Origin of the sequence: Celeribacter ethanolicus (genome assembly GCF_001550095.1) — a bacterium.
GTDB classification, from domain to species: Bacteria; Pseudomonadota; Alphaproteobacteria; order Rhodobacterales; family Rhodobacteraceae; genus Celeribacter; species Celeribacter ethanolicus.
Genome location: NZ_LRUC01000045.1, coordinates 74,095 through 91,419 on the forward strand (window position 1 = coordinate 74,095; position 17,325 = coordinate 91,419).

The 17,325-nt window shown below is 63.0% G+C and carries 15 protein-coding genes; 11 read left to right on the forward strand and 4 right to left on the reverse strand.

Annotated elements, in window-relative coordinates:
• Positions 1 to 53 precede the first annotated feature (53 nt).
• From NH195_RS16175 to NH195_RS16185, 3 genes are read right to left on the reverse strand one after another with little or no spacing between them, the layout of a single operon-like run.
• A complete protein-coding gene (locus NH195_RS16175) occupies positions 54 to 857 on the reverse strand; it encodes an SDR family NAD(P)-dependent oxidoreductase (protein WP_066709247.1) in 804 nt (267 codons plus the stop codon).
• On the reverse strand, positions 854 to 1,696 hold the full coding sequence (locus NH195_RS16180; protein ID WP_066709250.1) for a fumarylacetoacetate hydrolase family protein: 843 nt from the start codon (positions 1,694 to 1,696) through the stop codon (positions 854 to 856). Before NH195_RS16180 ends, NH195_RS16175 begins: the two co-directional genes overlap by 4 nt.
• Positions 1,697 to 1,698: 2 nt before the next feature.
• Complete coding sequence (locus NH195_RS16185) at positions 1,699 to 2,124, reverse strand: cupin domain-containing protein (protein ID WP_066709252.1); 426 nt, start codon at positions 2,122 to 2,124, stop codon at positions 1,699 to 1,701.
• Positions 2,125 to 2,503: 379 nt separating this feature from the next.
• Between NH195_RS16185 and NH195_RS16190 the strand changes: the two genes are divergently transcribed.
• From NH195_RS16190 to NH195_RS16240, 11 genes are all read left to right on the forward strand, one after another.
• Positions 2,504 to 3,292, forward strand: coding sequence for a cyclase family protein (locus NH195_RS16190; RefSeq protein WP_066709255.1), 789 nt, complete (start codon positions 2,504 to 2,506; stop codon positions 3,290 to 3,292).
• A 13-nt stretch (positions 3,293 to 3,305) separates the two neighbouring features.
• Complete coding sequence (locus tag NH195_RS16195; RefSeq protein ID WP_066709258.1) at positions 3,306 to 4,871, forward strand: phytoene desaturase family protein; 1,566 nt, start codon at positions 3,306 to 3,308, stop codon at positions 4,869 to 4,871.
• Positions 4,868 to 5,314 (forward strand): MarR family winged helix-turn-helix transcriptional regulator, encoded by a 447-nt coding sequence (locus tag NH195_RS16200; RefSeq protein WP_066709260.1) that lies wholly within the window; start codon positions 4,868 to 4,870, stop codon positions 5,312 to 5,314. The genes NH195_RS16195 and NH195_RS16200 overlap by 4 nt, the downstream gene beginning before the upstream one ends.
• A gap of 55 nt (positions 5,315 to 5,369) precedes the next feature.
• Positions 5,370 to 7,514 carry a thiamine pyrophosphate-dependent enzyme gene (locus NH195_RS16205; protein WP_066709263.1) on the forward strand — a complete coding sequence of 715 codons (2,145 nt, stop codon included), beginning with the start codon at positions 5,370 to 5,372 and terminating at the stop codon, positions 7,512 to 7,514.
• A gap of 12 nt (positions 7,515 to 7,526) precedes the next feature.
• Entirely contained in the window at positions 7,527 to 9,077 is a 1,551-nt protein-coding gene (locus NH195_RS16210; RefSeq protein WP_066709266.1) for an indolepyruvate oxidoreductase subunit beta family protein, read from the forward strand.
• A gap of 3 nt (positions 9,078 to 9,080) precedes the next feature.
• The gene (locus NH195_RS16215) at positions 9,081 to 10,625 is read left to right on the forward strand and encodes a phytoene desaturase family protein (protein ID WP_066709269.1); all 1,545 of its coding nucleotides are present in this window, start codon (positions 9,081 to 9,083) and stop codon (positions 10,623 to 10,625) included.
• A 134-nt stretch (positions 10,626 to 10,759) separates the two neighbouring features.
• A complete protein-coding gene (locus NH195_RS16220) occupies positions 10,760 to 12,301 on the forward strand; it encodes an ABC transporter substrate-binding protein (RefSeq protein WP_066709272.1) in 1,542 nt (513 codons plus the stop codon).
• A 67-nt stretch (positions 12,302 to 12,368) separates the two neighbouring features.
• Entirely contained in the window at positions 12,369 to 13,376 is a 1,008-nt protein-coding gene (locus NH195_RS16225) for an ABC transporter permease (RefSeq protein ID WP_066709274.1), read from the forward strand.
• Complete coding sequence (locus NH195_RS16230; RefSeq protein ID WP_066709276.1) at positions 13,369 to 14,235, forward strand: ABC transporter permease; 867 nt, start codon at positions 13,369 to 13,371, stop codon at positions 14,233 to 14,235. The genes NH195_RS16225 and NH195_RS16230 overlap by 8 nt, the downstream gene beginning before the upstream one ends.
• Positions 14,232 to 15,119 carry an ABC transporter ATP-binding protein gene (locus tag NH195_RS16235; protein WP_066709278.1) on the forward strand — a complete coding sequence of 296 codons (888 nt, stop codon included), beginning with the start codon at positions 14,232 to 14,234 and terminating at the stop codon, positions 15,117 to 15,119. Before NH195_RS16230 ends, NH195_RS16235 begins: the two co-directional genes overlap by 4 nt.
• The gene (locus NH195_RS16240; protein ID WP_066709280.1) at positions 15,116 to 15,925 is read left to right on the forward strand and encodes an ABC transporter ATP-binding protein; all 810 of its coding nucleotides are present in this window, start codon (positions 15,116 to 15,118) and stop codon (positions 15,923 to 15,925) included. The genes NH195_RS16235 and NH195_RS16240 overlap by 4 nt, the downstream gene beginning before the upstream one ends.
• 100 nt (positions 15,926 to 16,025) lie before the next feature.
• Here NH195_RS16240 and NH195_RS16245 read toward each other — a convergent pair whose 3' ends face one another.
• Positions 16,026 to 17,324, reverse strand: a complete 1,299-nt coding sequence (locus NH195_RS16245) for a TRAP transporter large permease (RefSeq protein WP_066709281.1) — start codon at positions 17,322 to 17,324, stop codon at positions 16,026 to 16,028.
• Position 17,325: the final 1 nt, after the last annotated feature.

Consider the following 17,325-nt stretch of genomic DNA (forward strand, 5'->3'; position numbering starts at 1 on the left):
CCTCCGCCCGGACGGGCGAAGGCGGGAGATGTCGTCATGCCACAGAGAATAACTCAGAGAATGCCGGTCTCCTTCGCGACCCGGCGATAACCCGCGCCTGCAGTAAATCCGCCGTCGATGACGAAATCCTCGCCGGTGATGAAGCCGGAAGCGTCGGAGGCCAGAAACAGCACGAGCTGGGCGACCTCATCGGCCTCGCCCGCGCGCGCCATCGGCGTCATGCCGATCATCGGGCCGAGATGCGGCGAATTGCGGTTGAGGTCGGTGACGATGAGGCCGGGACAGATCGCATTGACGCGAATGCCCTGATCGGCGAACTCCATCGCCGCCGTGCGCGTCAGCCCGCGGATCGCCCATTTCGAGGCGGTATAAGCCGGGTCGTAATGACCGGAAAAGGCACTGTTCGACGAGATGTTGACGATCGAACCGCCGCCGGTCTCGGCCATCATCGGAGCCGCGAGTTTGATACCGATGAAGGCCCCGGTGGCGTTGACCTCAAGCACCTTTTTCCATTCACCAACCGACATATCCGCGATGGTCTTGCGGTTGATGATGCCCGCGTTGTTGACAAGGATGTCGAGCCGCCCGGTCCAGTCGCGGATCAGCGCCAGCGCCTCGAGCCATGCAACCTCGGAGGTCACGTCGAGCTTGAGAAATTTTGCGTCGCATCCCTCGGCGGTGAGCCGCGCGGCCAAAGCTTCTCCCTCGTCCAGCACGTCGCAGATCAGCACGGAAGCCCCGGCCGTGGCGAGCAGTTCGGCTTCGACCGCACCTTGCCCGCGCGCCGCGCCCGTGACCAGCGCGGTCTTGCCGGTCAGATCGGTCAAAGCCTCTTTGAGTTTGCCAAAATCGCTCATGCCTGCACCATCCTTTGTCTTTGTTCCCCAAGCCCCGTGGCCCCGAGCGTCATCACCTGACCGGGTTTCAGGAACACCGGCGGCTTCATCCCAAGCCCCACGCCCGGCGGCGTGCCGGTGGCGATGATGTCGCCGGGCTCAAGCGTCATGAATTGAGAGATGTAACTCACCAGCGTGGCAACGCCGAAGATCATCGTGCGGGTGTTGCCGGTCTGGCGGCGTTCGCCATCGACATCGAGCCAGAGGTCGATGTCGGCAAGATCGGCGATCTCATCCCTGGTCGCGAGCCATGGCCCGACCGGACCGAAAGTGTCATGCGACTTGCCCTTGGTCCATTGCCCGCCGCGCTCCGACTGGAAGGCACGCTCGGACACGTCATTGACCAAAGCGTAACCCGCCACATAATCGAGCGCCTCATCCTCGCTGACGTATTTGGCCCGCGTGCCGATCACCACGCCCAGCTCGACCTCCCAATCGGTTTTCTCCGACCCGCGCGGGATTTCCACGTCATCGTTCGGCCCGCAGATCGCGTTCGACGCCTTGGCAAACAGGATCGGCTCGGCGGGCGGCTCCTTACCCGTTTCCCTGGCGTGATCGGCATAGTTCAGGCCGACGCAAATGAACTTACCGGGCCGGGCAATCGCCGATCCGAGCCGAGGATCGCCCATGACCTTCGGCAGAGAGGCCGGGTCCAGAGCCGCCAGTTGAGCAAGCGCCGAAGGGGCCAAAGCCACCCCGTCGATGTCACCGACATGGGCGGAAAGGTCGCGGATCGCGCCCTCCCCGTCCAGCAGGCCGGGCTTTTCGGCCCCGGCCGCACCATATCTTACCAACCGCATGATCAGGCCCGACGATAGCCTTCCAGCGCCTCGTCCGGCACATCCGGCAGGTTGGTCACCAGATTGTCCGGCGTCCGGCAGGTCAGCCACACCAGTTCCTCGGTGGTGGACATGTTCACTTCGACATGCGGCATGAAGGGCGGCACGAAGACGAAATCACCCTCATACATGTCGATGAACTCCTTGTAATCCTCGCCGAAATAAATCCGGCCATGGCCCTTGAGCACGTAACCGCCGGTTTCGCATTCCTCGTGGTGATGCGGCGGGGAGCGGTGACCCGGCTCGTTGGAGACGCGCCCGAACCAGATTTTCGTGGCGGGCGTGTGCTGCGGGCTGACGCCGGATTTACGGACACATTCGCCCGATTGCAGCGTGGTTTCATCGAGCTCTCCGGCCCGGGTGACGACGGGAACGACTTGGTCGGTCATGATGGGATCCTCCCTGAGGACTGCTGACTGAGAAATACGGGTGAACTGCGCAGGTTGCGCAGGGCAAGGATCAGGATGCATATTTTGTTTTAAACTTCAATCTTTTTATTACACCAATCGCATCGCAGATGCAGGCACAAAAGGCTCGAAGAGTCGTCATCATCACATCCAATAACCTTTCATTATCGCCTAAAATAGTGATTTTGCAGGCGCAGAAACGTAAAAATGCGTTTATTATTTATGCAAATGCATAGAGTTTCGTCGCGAAGATCCCAAGAAATTCTCTTTTATTAATTTTTGGACTTGAAGTAAAAAAATACATGCGCTTGCATACATCCAGTCTGAAACACAACCAATACAAATCATCAGGGAGCACGAAATGACCACTCAGGACACCCTCGCACAGCTTGCGACAGGCCTGCTCACCGGCGCGATCAAGGTGATCGACTGCGCCGCCACCCTCGGCCCGAAAACGCCGCTTCTGAAACTGCCGCCGGAGATCGCCGACGACACGCCGCCGATCGAGATTCACAAGATCTCCGAATATGGCGACCGCGGGCCGTTCTGGGCCTGGAACTGGCTGAAACTCGGCGAGCATTCCGGCACGCATTACGATGCCCCGCACCACTGGATCACCGGCAAGGATTACCCGGACGGAGCCGTCGACACCATCGACCCGCAATATTTCGTGGCCCCGGCCAATGTCATCGACTGTTCGAAAGAGGCCGCCGCCGACCCGGATTTCCTTTTGACCAAGGACGCGCTGATCGCCTGGGAACAGGAGCACGGCGAGATCAAGGCAGGCGAATGGGTGCTGATGCGCACCGATTGGGACCAGTATAACGAAGACGCCGGCACATTCCTCAATGCCGACGAGACCGGCCCTCACACCCCCGGGCCCTCGGTCGATTGCATCGAATACCTGATGGAAAAGAAGGCGCTCGGCTGGGGCACGCAATGTGTGGGCACCGACGCGGGCGCCGCGGGGGGCTTTGAACCGCCCTACCCGGCCCACAACCTGCTGCACAAGAACAACCGCTACGGTCTGGCCTCCCTCACCAATCTCGACAAGCTGCCGCCGAAAGGCGCGGTGTTCATCACCGCACCGCTGAAGATCGAGAACGGCACCGGCTCGCCCGTGCGTGCCCTCGCACTGGTCGCGGCATAAGGGAGAGAGGCGCATGACACCGACCTGCGACATCGCAATCATCGGCTCCGGCATCAACGCGCTTACGGCGGGGGCGATGCTGGCCAAATCCGGCAAGAAGGTTGCGCTCTTCGAACGTGAAGAGGTCGCGGGTGGCTGCATGCGCACCGAAACACTGGCCGAGGGGGTGAGCTATGACCCCCTCGCCACCACCTTCGTTCTTTGGGTGACCGGGGCGGCGCATGGCGCCTTGGGTGAGGACCTTGCCCGCCATGGCGTCGAATTCTGCGCCACCGACACACCCACGGGCGTCCTGCTCCCTGATGGCAGGGCGCTCACCTACAAGATGGACCGCGCCGCCAATGTCGCGGCCTTCAACGCGGCCCATCCCGGCGATGGCGACCAGCTTGCCGCCGATCTCGATGCGTTTGCCGCCGATGCGGAACTGCTGTTCGGGCTGATGGGCGGCGATCCGTGGTCGAAATCCACCGCGAAACTCCTCACCAAAGAGGCGTGGAAACGTAAACCGCATGGGCTGGCCACGACCATGGGCGGGGCGTTGCAGTCGATGCGCGGCTGGCTTGAGACCTCGTTTGCGTCTGACCTGAACCGTGCGCTCTGGGCACCGTGGTGCCTGCATGCGGGGCTTGGGCCGGAGGCGTCGTTTTCCGGCCAGATGGGTCAGGTGATCGGCTTTGCCCTCGAGCTTGCCGGGGCTCCGGTGGTGAAAGGCGGCGCGGCCAATATGGTGCGCGGGCTGATCGCCATCATCGAAGAGCACGGCGGCACGGTCACGACCGGGGCCGAGGTGGCCGAAATCACCCTAGCGAATGGCGTGGCGACCGGTGTGAAACTGGCATCCGGCGAGGTGGTGACCGCGAGCAAGGTGCTGGCCTCGACCACGCCGAACCAGCTTTACGACACACTTGCGCCCATGCCGGAACGTCAGGACGATCTGCGCAGATACCGCTATGGCAAGGGCGATTTCCAACTGCATTACCTGCTGAACGGGCCTGTGAAGTGGAGGACGAAAGGGATTGAGAAGGTTCAGCTTCTTCATATCACACCGGGGCTCGACGGGGTGTCGAAAGCGGGCAACGAGGCGGAGCGCGGCCTGTTGCCCGAGGTGCCGACGATCTGTGTCGGTCAGCCCTCTGCCGCCGATCCGACCCGCGCGCCCGAAGGCCAGAGCGTGCTCTGGCTCCAGCTCCCCGAAGCGCCACGCATCGTCAAGGGCGACGCCAAGGGCGAGATCGACGTGCCCGAAGGCGGCCAATGGACCGAGGCGCTGCGCGAAGCCTATGCCGACCGGATCGAGGCCATTCTCGCCCAGCATATCGAGGGCTTCCGCGACCAGATCGTCACCCGCCGCGCGATCTCTCCCGCCGATCTCGAAGGCTACAATATGAACCTCGTGGGCGGCGATCCCTATGGCGGGGCCTGCAACCTCGAACAGTTCTTCCTCTGGCGGCCCTTCGCGGGCAGCAAGCGCCACGATACCGGCATCAAGAACCTCTACCACATCGGCGCCTCGACCCATCCGGGACCGGGCCTGTCGGGCGGATCGGGCTTTCTGACCGCGAAGGAGCTGGGCGCATGATCGACAACCCCGAGGAGCTTGAGGACTTCACCCCCTATCTGATGAACCGCATCATGGCGCGTTATAACAAAGGCGTCGAAGCCGCCTTGAAAGAGGTCGGCGTCTCGGTCGCCCAGATGCGGGCGCTCGCGGTTCTGGCCGAGGGCGGCCCCTGCACGATCAAAGAGCTGTCGGTGATGACGGTGATCAAGCAATCGACCCTGTCACGCACTCTGGACGCGATGGAGGCCGCCGGGCTGATCCGTCGTGAGGCGGGCGAGACCGACAGCCGCATTCGCAAGATCCATCTGACCGAGACCGGCGCAGCCGCCTATCGCGCCGCATGGCCCGCCATGGAACACATGCGCGACACGATGCTGGCAAGCCTCTCGGAAGCCGAGCGCGCAACGCTCAAGGACATGCTCTCGCGGGTGCTGCACGACATCCGCCACCACGATTTTTAAACGCACAGCGCCCCTAAAGGGAAAACCCCAAACGGGCAAACCAAGGAGACACCCCATGGCTGAAAGATCCTTCGCCAAGGAAGTCCAGAAACTCAGACAAGGCGACGGGGAGGTCTTCACCGGCGAAGGCATCCTCGGCATCACCAAGGCCCTGCTGGAAAACGGCGTCGGCTATGTCGGCGGCTATCAGGGCTCGCCGATTTCGCACCTGATGGATGTTCTGGCCGATGCGCAGGAGATCCTCGGCGAGCTGGGCGTGCATTTCGAGGCCTCCGCCAACGAGGCCACTGCCACCGCCATGCTCGCGGCCTCGGTGCATTATCCGATCCGCGGCGCCGTCACCTATAAATCCGTCGTCGGCACCAATGTGGCCTCCGATGCACTCTCCAACCTCGCCTCGGGCGGGGTCACGGGTGGCGCGCTGATCATCGTGGGCGAGGATTTCGGCGAAGGCTCCTCGATCATGCAGGAACGCACCTATGCGTTCGCCATGAAATCGCAGGTCTGGATGCTCGATCCGCGCCCGAACCTGCCCTGCATCACCAAGGCGGTGGGCGACGGGTTCGAGCTTTCGGAAGTGTCGAACACGCCCGTGATGTTGCAGGTCGGCATCCGCTCCTGCCACGTTCACGGCCATTTCACCGCAAAGGACAACAAGCGTCCTTCGATGACCGTGTCCGATGCGCTGGAGAACCCGCGCCGCGATCTGAACCGCATCGTCCTGCCACCCGCGACCTATCTGCACGAGCAGGAAAAGCTCACGAAACGCCTGCCCGCCGCGCAGAATTTCATTGTCGAGCGCGAGATCAACGAACGCTTTGGCAGGAAAGATGCGAAAGTCGGCCTGATCCTTCAGGGCGGCGCCTATAACACCGTGATCCGGGCTTTGAACCGTCTGGGCCTTGCCGATCTCTATGGCGACACCGAGGTCGACATGATGGTGCTGAACTGCATCTATCCGCTGGTGGATGAGCAGTTGATGGACTTCTGTGAGGGCAAGGACGCGGTTCTGGTGATCGAGGAAGGCCACCCGAATTACATCGAACAACAGATCGCCACCATGCTCTACAAGCGCGGCAAAACCGTGAAGCTCGAAGGCAAGGGCGTGCTGCCGATGGGCGGCGAATACACCGGGCAGGTGATGGTCGACAGCCTCGGGGCCTTCTTCGCGCAATACGCGCCCTCAATGCTGCCGGTTGCGAAAACCGCCACCAACGAGGAACCCGTCGCGATCCCCGATCTGTCGAAAACCCTGCCGGGGCGTCCGCCCGGGTTCTGCACCGGCTGCCCGGAACGCCCGATTTTCGCCGCCACCAAACTCGTGGAGGAAGAGCTGGGCGAGCACCACATTTCCTCCGACATCGGCTGTCACCTGTTCTCGATCATGCCGCCCTTCGATCTTGGCGCGACGACCATGGGCTACGGCCTCGGCCCCGCCTCCGCCGCCGCCTTCCACAATGAGAACAAAAAGGGCCGTCGCTCGATCTCTTTCGTCGGCGATGGTGGGTTCTGGCACAACGGGCTGACCTCGTCGGTGGGCAATGCGGTGTTCAACAAATCCGACAACGTGATCGTTATCGTCGACAATTTCTACTCCTCCGCGACCGGCGGTCAGGACATCCTGTCGTCCCGCGCCGTCAACAAGACGAAGCAGACCCAGAACTCCATTGTCGAGGCCTGTAAGGGCATGGGCGTGAAATGGGTGCGTCAGGTGGATCGCACCTATGACGTGACCAAGATGCGCGACACTTTGAAAGAGGCGCTTACCACCGAGGAGGAAGGCCCCAAGGTCATCGTCGCCTCGTCGGAATGCATGTTGAACAAACAGCGCCGCGTCAAACCGGAGATGGCCAAGGCCGCCAAGGAAGGCAAACGCGTCGTCCGACCCCGGTTCGGTGTCGATGAAGACGTCTGCACCGGCGATCATGCCTGCATGCGGCTGTCGGGCTGCCCGTCTTTGTCCGTGAAGGACACGGGCGATCCGCTGCGCGACGATCCGGTGGCGGCGATCGACCAGACCTGTGTCGGCTGCGGCAACTGTGGCGAGGTGGCGGATGCCGCCGTGCTCTGCCCGTCCTTCTATCAGGCCGAGATCGTCAGCAACCCGACCGAGGGCGAAAAACGCCGCGCCGCGCGCGCCTCGAAAATTATCTCCTGGCTGCAAAGCCGCCGCGACGCGAAACGCGTGGCCTTTGCCTGAGGACTATACAACATGAACATGCAAGCCAAACCGATCATCGCCCGCCGCTCCCCCGGTCCCGACGGGGAAAAGGTCATCACGCTGGCGGCCCTCGCCGTCGGCGGTCAGGGCGGCGGGGTGCTCACCAACTGGATCGTCGATGTCGCCGAAGCCAATGGTTATAACGCGCAATCCACCTCGGTCGCGGGCGTGGCGCAGCGCACCGGAGCGACGATCTATTACGTCGAAATGTGCCGCGACACCGGTCGCCAGCCGGTGTTTGCGCTCTCGCCCGCCGTGGGGGACGTGGACATTCTCATGGCCTCGGAGCTCATGGAGGGCGGGCGCGCCATCATGCGCGGCTTCGTGACGCCGGGCCGCACCACGCTCATCGCCTCAACCCACCGCATCCCCGCCGTGTCGGAAAAAATCGCCCCCGGCGACGGGCGCGCCAACGGGCCGGAGGTGATCAAAGCGATGGACATCGCCGCCGATCACGTTGTGGCCTTCGACATGGAAACCGTCGCGAAAAAGGCGGGTTCGGTGATCTCCTCGTCGCTTCTGGGCGCTCTGGCGGGCTCCGGCGCGCTGCCGTTTTCGCGCGAAAGCTATGAGGAAGTGATCCGCAAATCGGGCCGGGGCGTCGAGGCCTCGCTGCGGGCCTTTGGCGAGGCTTACGAAATCGCCAAGGGCAACAAACCCGCGCCGGTCTTTGAAGAGGCCCCGGCGAAGCCCGTCCCGGTGCTCAACGTGCCGGAGAAACTCAAGGCGAAATGGGCCACGCTGGAAAGCCGCCTGACCGCCCTGCCCCTTGAGGTTCAGGAGATGGCGGGTCTGGGTCTCAAGAAGGTCGTGGATTATCAGGACGTAGACTACGGCAGCGAGTATCTCGACAAGCTGGACGAGATCGTGGCCCTCGACAAAGCCCCCTATGAGATGAGCGTGAGTGCCGCGAAATACATCGCCCGCGCGCTCTGTTACGACGACATCCTGCGCGTCGCCGACATCAAGACCCGCGCCAGCCGCTTTGAGCGCGTCAAGGGCGAGGTCGTCGTGAAAGACGATCAGGTCCTGATGCTGACCGAATATTTCCACCCGCGTTTTGAGGAATTCACCACCACCCTGCCCAAGGGCCTCGGCACATGGGTGCAGGGCAAAAAGGGTTTTGAGGCCTGGTACACCAAACGCTTCGACAAGGGCCGCCGTATCCGCACCGACAGCCTCCGGGGCTTTCTGATGCTCTGGATCGTGTCCTCCCTGCGCCCGATGCGCCGCAAACTCCTGCGCCATCAAAGCGAAATGGCCCATGTGGCTGCATGGTTCGCAACCGTCAAAGAGGTCGCCAGGACCGATCCGGCGCTGGCCTCCGAAATCCTCGCCAACTACCGGCTGATCAAGGGCTATTCCGACACCCACGCCCGTGGCCTGTCGAAATTCGCCCGCGTCATGGGCGCGCTCGATATGCTGAAGGGCCGCACGGATGCCGCCGACTGGATGCGCCGGCTGCGCACAGCCGCGCTTGAGGATGAAAAGGGCAAGGCACTCGATGGCGCTTTGGCCACCGTCAAAAGCTTTGCGGGGTAAGTCATGAGCGAGATTGTCCTCATCGGCGCCGGGATCAACGGGCTGGTCGCCGCCGCCGAACTGGCTCTGCGCGGCAAAAAGGTCCGCATTCTGGAACGCGGCCCGACGCCGGGCGGGGCGGTGCGGACCGAAGAGCTGACTCTGCCGGGTTTTCGCCATGACGTGGCCGCCATGAACCTCTCGATGTTCGCGGGCTCCGCCTTCATGGCTGCCCATGGCGCGGACATGGCGAAACACGGCATGGAATTCGTCCCGATCGACCGCCCCTTCGCCCAGGCGATGGCGCCGGGCGATTACCTTGGCGTCTCGACCGACCCCGAGGAAACGCTGGCAACCTTCGCCTCCGAGGCGGACAAGGTCACATGGCGGCAGATGATGGCGGAGTTCCCCGAACGTATCGCCGTTCTCGGCCCGCTCTTCGGCACGCCGATGCGGCGCGGCCCCCTGCTCAAATATCTCTGGAAAAGCTGGCGCGCGCTGGGCACGACGAAGACGCTCGAGACGCTGCAATTCCTGCTCTCGACCCCGCGTGCCTGGCTTGAGGACACGTTCGAGGACCCACGCCTGTGCACCGCGCTCTCGACATGGGGGCTGCACATCGACTTTGCCCCCGACGTCGCGGGCGGTGCGGTCTTTCCCTATCTCGAAGGCATGGCGGGCCAGGCCATGGGTATGGTAATCGGCAAGGGCGGAGCGGATGTGGCGACCCGGGCGCTGGTCTCGATCATCGCAGCCCACGGCGGGCGGATCGACTGCGACACCGAAGTGACCGAGATCCTTCATGCGAACGGTCAGATCACCGGTGTTGTCGCCAATGGTAAAAAGATTGAGACCTCAACCATTCTTGCCTCGCTGGCACCGAAACATCTCCTGCGCCTCATAGGCGGCAGTTCCGGCAACGCACGATACGACCGCGGCCTCGCCAAATTCCGCCATGCCCCCGGCACAATGATGGTGCATCTGGCGCTCGACGCGCCGGTGCCATGGCTGGCCGAGGCGCTCAAGGGCTTTGCCTATGTCCATATCGGGCGCTCCATGGATACGGCAGCGGCGACCTATGCACAGGCTCTGGCCGGGTTCTTGCCGGAGACTCCGCTTCTGGTGGTCGGCCAGCCCTCGCTCTTCGACCCGAGCCGCGCGCCCGAAGGCAAACATACGCTCTGGGTTCAGGCCCGCGTTGTGCCCGCCGAGATCAAGGGCGATGAAAAAGGCGAGATTTCCGCAAGAAACTGGGCTGATGCGAAAGAGGCCATGGCCGAGCGCGTGCTCGATCTGATCGAGGAACAGGCCCCCGGGTTCCGCGCGCATATCCTCGCTCGCCATGTGGTGTCGCCGCTCGATCTGGAGGCCGGAAACCCCAATCTCGTCGGCGGCGATCAGGTCTGCGGCTCGCATCACCTGACCCAAAACTTCCTGTTCCGCCCCGTTCTGGGATTTGCCGATGGCCACACCCCGCTTGAGGGCCTGTCGCTGATCGGCGCGGCCGCCTGGCCGGGCGGCGGCACCGGGGCCGGATCGGGGCATTTCGCCGCCCAGATGATCAAATAACCTGCACAGAGCGGGCAAGAACGGGAAAATCCGGCGCATCTGCATCTTTATGCTTTAAATATGAAATAACTATATCCAAAATAAAACCAACCGAGTCCGGAAAACGGGCCGGAGATCGCCAACAGGAGAGACATATGACGGCCAACGGACATCTGACACGGCGCGGCTTCATGGGCGCGTCCGTCGCGCTCACCGCGCTTCTGGCTTCGGGTGCAAGCGTGCTGGCACAGGACGGCACGAACCTGACCATCGCCTATAACATCCCGGTACAAAGTTGGGACCCGACCACCGGCCCCGCCGCCGTGAACCCGGTTTTGCAATCCATCTATCTGGCGGTGTTCGACCGCTATATCGCGCAGGCCCCCGACCTGTCCTTCGGTCCCGGTCTGCTGACCGACTGGGGCTTCAGCGCGGACCAGTCGAAGATCACCATGACCGTGCGCGACGGCGTGAAATGGCACAACGGTGCCGCGCTCACCCCCGAGGACATCGTCTGGTCGCTGGAGCGCGCCGCCAATCCGGAGACCGGCAACCCGATGCAATTCGTCTGGTCGAAGATCGGCAATTTCACGGTCGAGAGCAACGTCATCACCGCCGATGTGCTGGATTTCGAACCGGCGCTGTTCAAATGGATGGCCTTCCTGACCGCCTTCGTGCTGCCGAAAGCCTATTACGAAGAGCTCGGCGCGGAAGGCTTCGAGAAAGCCCCCATCGGCACCGGCCCCTACATGGTCGACGCTTTCGAGCAAGGCGCCTATGTCCGACTCAAGGCCTTCCCCGACTATTGGGGCGACGCGCCGGCATTCGAGACCGTGACGATCAAATTCGTCACCGATGCGGCGTCGCGCGTGGCCGAGGTGGAAAGCGGCAATTCGGACGTCACCGTCAACATCCCCTATGAGGAATACGACCGTCTGATCGCCAAGGACGGGCTTTCGGGCGTGGCCGTGCCAATCACCGACATCGGCATGATCTTCCTCAACGACACCGGCCCGATGCTCGACAAGAACGTGCGCCTTGCCGCGCATCACGCCATCGACAAGCAATTGATCATCGACCGGCTACTGCGCGGTTATGGCGTACCGCTTTCGACGCTCGAAGCGCCGGGCTACGCGGCCTATGACGAGAGCATTGTCGTGACCTACGACCCTGAAAGGTCGAAGGAACTTCTTGCGGCCTCGGGCTATTCCACCGACAATCCGGTCAAATTCACCATCCAGACCACCCGCGGGCTCAAGCCCAAGGATTACGAGATGGTGCAGGCCATCGTCGGCATGTGGCGCAAGGTCGGAATCGAAGCGGAGATCGAGGTCTACGAGATCGCCAAGCATTACGAATTGCGCGCCACCGACCAGCTCGCGCCCGCCGCCTTCTACAACTGGGGCAACTCCATCGGCGACCCGTCGACCGCCACCGGTTTCTCAATGTTCGGCCCCTCGCCGCATGCGGTCTGGGACACCGAGGACCTTGTGAACAGGATTGCACCGCTCTTTGTCGAACGCGACGAGGCGGCCCGCATCCAGGGCTACAAGGACGTGTCGCGCTACATCGCCGAAGAGGGCTATGTCATCCCGCTTCTGCAATATGTCATGCCCGTCGTGTTCTCAAACACCGTCTCGGTCACGCCCTATACCTCCGGCGATCTTCTGCCGCAGGCGATCACCCCCGCGACCTGATCGCGGCGTTCAGGCCCGGCGATCTCGCCCCTTGATCGCCGGGCCCCTTTGCCAAAACGAGACACTCATGCTTCTCAAGACCGTTCTGACCCGGCTGGCGACGACGCTGGTAACGCTGTTCGGCGTGGCCGTCGTTGTGTTCACCCTCGTGCGCGTGGCGCCGGGCAATCCCATTGCGATGATGCTGCCGCCCGGCGCGACCGAAGAGGACATCGCCAATCTCACCCGGCTTTACGGCTTTGACAAAAGCCTGCCGGAACAATTCGCGATCTGGCTCAGCGGCGTCGTCCAAGGCGATTTCGGCACCTCGATCACCCTGCGCCAGCCAGTGATGGAGCTGGTGCTGGGCCGCCTGCCCGCCACTCTGGAACTCTCCATCATGGCGCTCGTCATCGCCGTGACACTTGGCGGTCTGGTGGCCGTGATCGGCGCGCGCAAACGCGGCACCGGTACCGAAGTCGGGCTCGATCTGACCAATGGCGCGGTGCTCTCTGTGCCGGATTTTCTCTGGGGGCTGATCTTCGTTCTTCTGTTCGGCGTGCTCTGGCCGGTGCTGTCGATCTCGGGCCGGGTCGATCCAAGGCTCGACATTGATTTCACCTCGAATTTCTACGTGATCGAGGGCCTCCTGCGCGGTCGTTTCGATGTGGTCGGCTCGACGCTGTCGCATATGCTGATGCCCGCCATGTCTCTGGCCCTGCCCTTGGCCGCGATGATCGCGCAGCTTCTCAAACAGTCGCTCAAGGAAGTGCTGCACCTCGATTACACCACGCTCGCCCGTGTTCGCGGGTTTTCCGAAACCGCCGTCATCCTGCGCGAGGCGCTGCGCAACGCGGCCCTGCCGACGCTCACGCTCGTGGGGGTGCAGTTCACATTCCTGATCGGCGGCACCGTCATCGTGGAGCGCATCTTCGCCTATGAAGGCCTTGGCAACATGGCGATCGACGCGGTGATCAACCGCGATCTGCCGCTCATTCAGGGCATCGTCATCCTGTTCGCCGCGCTGTTCATCGTGATCAACCTTCTGGTCGATCTGTCCTACACCCTTCTGAACCCGAGGCTGCGCCATGGCTGACACCACCACCTCCGCCCCTCGCGCCCGGCGCATCGGGCCGGTCAACCTGCGGCTCTGGCTGCCGCTTCTGTGGATCGCCCTTGTCATCGCCGCAGCGATTTTCGCGCCTCTGCTGGCCCCGCACGATCCGCTGGAACAGGACCTGATGCTCGAACGCCTGCCGCCGTGGTTCATCGCGGGCAGCGAGCCGGGCTATTGGCTGGGCACCGACAGTCTGGGCCGCGATGTGCTGTCGCGGATGATCTATGGCGCCCGCATTGCCCTCATTGTCAGCTTCACCGCCGCTCTCGCCGCCTGCGTCGTCGGCACCGCCATGGGCCTGATCGCAGGCTTCTATGGCGGCTGGTGGGATCGGGTGATCTCCCGGCTCGTCGACATCTGGATGGCCTTTCCGCCGGTGCTCTTCGCCGTCCTGCTGGTGGCGGTTCTCGGCACCGGGCTGGGATCGGTCATCCTCGCCATTGCGGTCATCGACTGGACCCGCTTTGCCCGCGTCATCCGGGCCGAGACCATGGTTCAGGCGCGGATGGATTACGTCGACAGCGCCCGGATCGGCGGCGCACGCCGGATGACCGCGCTGATCTCGGAAATCCTGCCCAATATCCTGCCCTCGGTTATCGCGCTTCTGACGCTCGAAATGGGCATCGCGGTGATCGTCGAGGCGATCCTGTCCTTCGTCAACCTGTCGATCTCCTCGGACGATCCGACATGGGGGGCGATGATCGCCGAAGGCCGCGGCGCAATCCATTTCGCATGGTGGGTGCTGTTGTTCCCGCTGATCTCGCTGTTCCTGACCGTCCTGAGCTTCTCGACGCTCGGAGAAGGTCTCAAACGTCATTTCGATCCGGTGCTGCAATGAAACCCCATGCCCACACGCTTGACGTGATCAAGCTCAACATCGCCCTGCCGAACGGGCGCCGCCTTTTACGCGATGTCTCTCTGACTCTCGAACCCGGCGAGGTGCGCGCGCTGGTGGGCGAAAGCGGCGCGGGCAAGTCGATGATCGGCAAATCCGTCCTCGGCATCCTGCCGCCCAATGTGACGATCACCGAAGGGGAAATCCTGCTCGAGGGCCAGCACCTCAACATGATGACGCCGGCGACCCGGCGCAAAACCGTGGCGCAATCGGCGGCCTTGATCCCGCAGGACCCGCTGACGGCACTCAACCCGGTGCGCAAGATCGGGCCACAGATCGTGGACCCGCTGGTGCGCATTCAGGGCTGGTCGCGCAGCGATGCCGAGGCCCGTGCGCTCGATCTTCTCGACCGGGTGCATATCCGCGACCCGAAGCGGGTGATGGGGAGCTATCCGCATGAGCTCTCGGGCGGTATGCGCCAGCGCGTGCTGATTGCCGCCGCCTTTGCCCCCTCGCCGCGTCTGATCGTGGCGGACGAACCGACCACGGCGCTCGACGTGACGGTCCAAAAGCAAATCCTGCGGCTCATTCGCGAACTGCAACAGGAGACCGGCACCGCCGTCCTCTTCGTCACTCATGACATGGGCGTCGTCGCCAAGATCAGCCAGAAGGTCACCGTGCTGTTTGCGGGCAAGGTGATGGAGGATGCCCCGACGCCCGAGGTCTTCACCAATCCCCGGCACCCTTACACCCGCGCGCTGATCGCTGCGACCCCGAGCTATGCCGATCTGGACCGGCCCTTTTCGCCAGTGCCCGCCGCCCTGATCAAGGATCTGCACGCACGGATCGCACAGGACGACATGCTCTACACAGGAGGCCGCAGATGAGCGCGCTGTTTTCCGTTCGCGACCTGCGCCTGTCCTTCCCGGACCGGGCGCATAAACCCCTGTTCGGCGCCGCTCCGCGCAACGAGGTTCTGAAAGGTTTCAGCCTCGACATCCCCGAGGGGCAGATCACCGGCATCGTCGGCGAGTCCGGCTCCGGCAAATCGACCTTCGGGCGGGTTCTGGTGCGACTTCTGGAGCCCGACAGCGGGCAGGTTCTGTTCGACGGGCAAGAGATCGGCCATCTGGGCGAGGCGGCGCTGCGCCCCTTGCGCCGCGATCTTCAGATGATCTTTCAGGACCCGATGTCGTCGCTCAACCCGCGTCACAGGGTCTGGCGGATCATCTCCCAGCCGATGAAACGCTATGGCCGGGGCGGCACGAAATCGGATGCCATCGCGGCGCTCGACAAGGTCGGCCTGCCGCCCGCCTTCGCCGAACGCTACCCGCATGAGCTTTCGGGCGGGCAGCGTCAAAGGGTCGGCATCGCCCGTGCCATCGCGCTTGAGCCGCGGTTCATTCTGGCCGACGAGATCGTCTCCGGCCTCGATGTCTCCTCACAGGCACAGGTGTTGTCCCTGCTCAAGGACCTCGCCCGGGACATGGGGCTGACCGTGGCGTTCATTTCGCACGATCTCTCGGTGATCCGCCATCTCTGTGACAATGTCATCGTGCTGAACCATGGCGAGATCGTCGATCACGGCCCGGTGGCAGAGGTGTTCGAGCGCCCGTCTTCGGAGATCACCAAAACGCTGCTGTCAGCCATTCCCCTGCCGGAGCTCGACGCGGGCTGGTTCGACGAGCCCTGACCGCCCCCGACAATCCGAAACGCAAAACACCCGCTTTTTGGCGGGTGTTTTTGAATGCGGCGGGCCTCTTGCCGGACGACCCGCCGCTCTGAACCCAGCGTCACATCATGTTGGGGACAAGCAGGACGATCGCCGGGAAGGCCAGAATGAGAACGACCCGCAGCACATCCACCAGCAGGAAGGAGGTGAGGCCCCGGAAAATGGTTCCGAGCTGCACGTCCTTGACCACGGATTTCAGCACGAAGGCGTTGAGACCGACGGGGGGCGTGATGTAGCTCACCTCGGTCACGATCACCACATAAATGCCGAACCAGATCAGATCGAAGCCCTGGGCTGCGACGATCGGATAGAAGATCGGCACGGTCAGGGTGATCATCGACAGGCCTTCGAGCACACAGCCCAGCACCAGATAGACCAGCGTGATGATCAGGATCACCATCAGCGGATTGTCCCCGACCGAAGTCACCAGCGTCTGGATGTCCCGGCTCATGCCCGAGAGGTTGACGTAATTGGCGAAGGTCAGCGCACCGAACAGGATGAAGAACATCATCGCCGTGGTCTTGGCGGTTTCGAACAGGGTCGAAAGCGTCTGAGACAGGTTGAGACGACCTTGGAGCAGCACCAGAAGGAAGGCGCCCCCTGCCCCCATGCCGGCACTTTCCGTCGGCGTGAACACCCCGAAATAGATGCCGCCCATGACGAAGGCGAAGAGACCGAGAGCTCCGGCCACGCCCTTGAGCGCGACGATCCGCTCCCGGAGCGGCAGCTTGTCCTCGACCGGCAGGTCGAAATGCCCGAAACGGATCGAGATCCGCACCGCGACGGCGTAGAGCACGACGCCCAGAATGCCCGGCAGAATGCCCGCGAGGAACAGCTTGCCGATGTCCTGCTGGGTCATGATGCCGTAGAACACGAGGATCACGGAGGGCGGGATCAGGATGCCAAGCGTGCCGCCCGCCGCGATGGACGCGGTCGAAAGGCTGTCCGGGTAGCCGAATTTGCGCATGTTCGGCAGGGCGATCTTGGCCATGGTCGAAGCGGTCGCAAGCGACGAGCCGCAGACCGAGGAAAAGCCGCCGCAGGCCACCACGGTCGCCACCGCCAGCCCGCCCTTGCGGTGCCGGAGCCAGGCATAGGCGGCGGAATAGAGATCGCGTGCGATGCCCGATTGCACCACGAAATTCCCCATCATCAGAAACAGCGGCAGGATCGACAGCGAATAGCTGCGGCTGTGTTCGAAATAGGTCTGCCCCAGCAGCGAATAGGACGGCGACCAGCCGATGATCGCGGCGGTGCCGACCGTGCCCAGAAGCGCCAGAGCGAACGAAATCGGCACGCCGAGAAACAGCAGGATGAACAGGACGAGCGTCCCGAATTCCCAATGAGCAAGCAAGGACATC

Excerpts from the sequence above, each read along its gene's own strand:
- NH195_RS16230 (WP_066709276.1), top strand. The coding sequence starts at position 13,369 with ATGGCTGACACCACCACCTCCGCCCCTCGCGCCCGGCGCATCGGGCCG.
- NH195_RS16200 (WP_066709260.1), top strand. The coding sequence starts at position 4,868 with ATGATCGACAACCCCGAGGAGCTTGAGGACTTCACCCCCTATCTGATG.
- NH195_RS16225 (WP_066709274.1), top strand. The coding sequence starts at position 12,369 with ATGCTTCTCAAGACCGTTCTGACCCGGCTGGCGACGACGCTGGTAACG.
- NH195_RS16190 (WP_066709255.1), top strand. The coding sequence starts at position 2,504 with ATGACCACTCAGGACACCCTCGCACAGCTTGCGACAGGCCTGCTCACC.
- NH195_RS16215 (WP_066709269.1), top strand. The coding sequence starts at position 9,081 with ATGAGCGAGATTGTCCTCATCGGCGCCGGGATCAACGGGCTGGTCGCC.
- NH195_RS16185 (WP_066709252.1), bottom strand. The coding sequence starts at position 2,124 with ATGACCGACCAAGTCGTTCCCGTCGTCACCCGGGCCGGAGAGCTCGAT.
- NH195_RS16240 (WP_066709280.1), top strand. The coding sequence starts at position 15,116 with ATGAGCGCGCTGTTTTCCGTTCGCGACCTGCGCCTGTCCTTCCCGGAC.
- NH195_RS16175 (WP_066709247.1), bottom strand. The coding sequence starts at position 857 with ATGAGCGATTTTGGCAAACTCAAAGAGGCTTTGACCGATCTGACCGGC.
- NH195_RS16220 (WP_066709272.1), top strand. The coding sequence starts at position 10,760 with ATGACGGCCAACGGACATCTGACACGGCGCGGCTTCATGGGCGCGTCC.
- NH195_RS16195 (WP_066709258.1), top strand. The coding sequence starts at position 3,306 with ATGACACCGACCTGCGACATCGCAATCATCGGCTCCGGCATCAACGCG.
- NH195_RS16235 (WP_066709278.1), top strand. The coding sequence starts at position 14,232 with ATGAAACCCCATGCCCACACGCTTGACGTGATCAAGCTCAACATCGCC.
- NH195_RS16210 (WP_066709266.1), top strand. The coding sequence starts at position 7,527 with ATGAACATGCAAGCCAAACCGATCATCGCCCGCCGCTCCCCCGGTCCC.
- NH195_RS16180 (WP_066709250.1), bottom strand. The coding sequence starts at position 1,696 with ATGCGGTTGGTAAGATATGGTGCGGCCGGGGCCGAAAAGCCCGGCCTG.
- NH195_RS16245 (WP_066709281.1), bottom strand. The coding sequence starts at position 17,324 with ATGTCCTTGCTTGCTCATTGGGAATTCGGGACGCTCGTCCTGTTCATC.
- NH195_RS16205 (WP_066709263.1), top strand. The coding sequence starts at position 5,370 with ATGGCTGAAAGATCCTTCGCCAAGGAAGTCCAGAAACTCAGACAAGGC.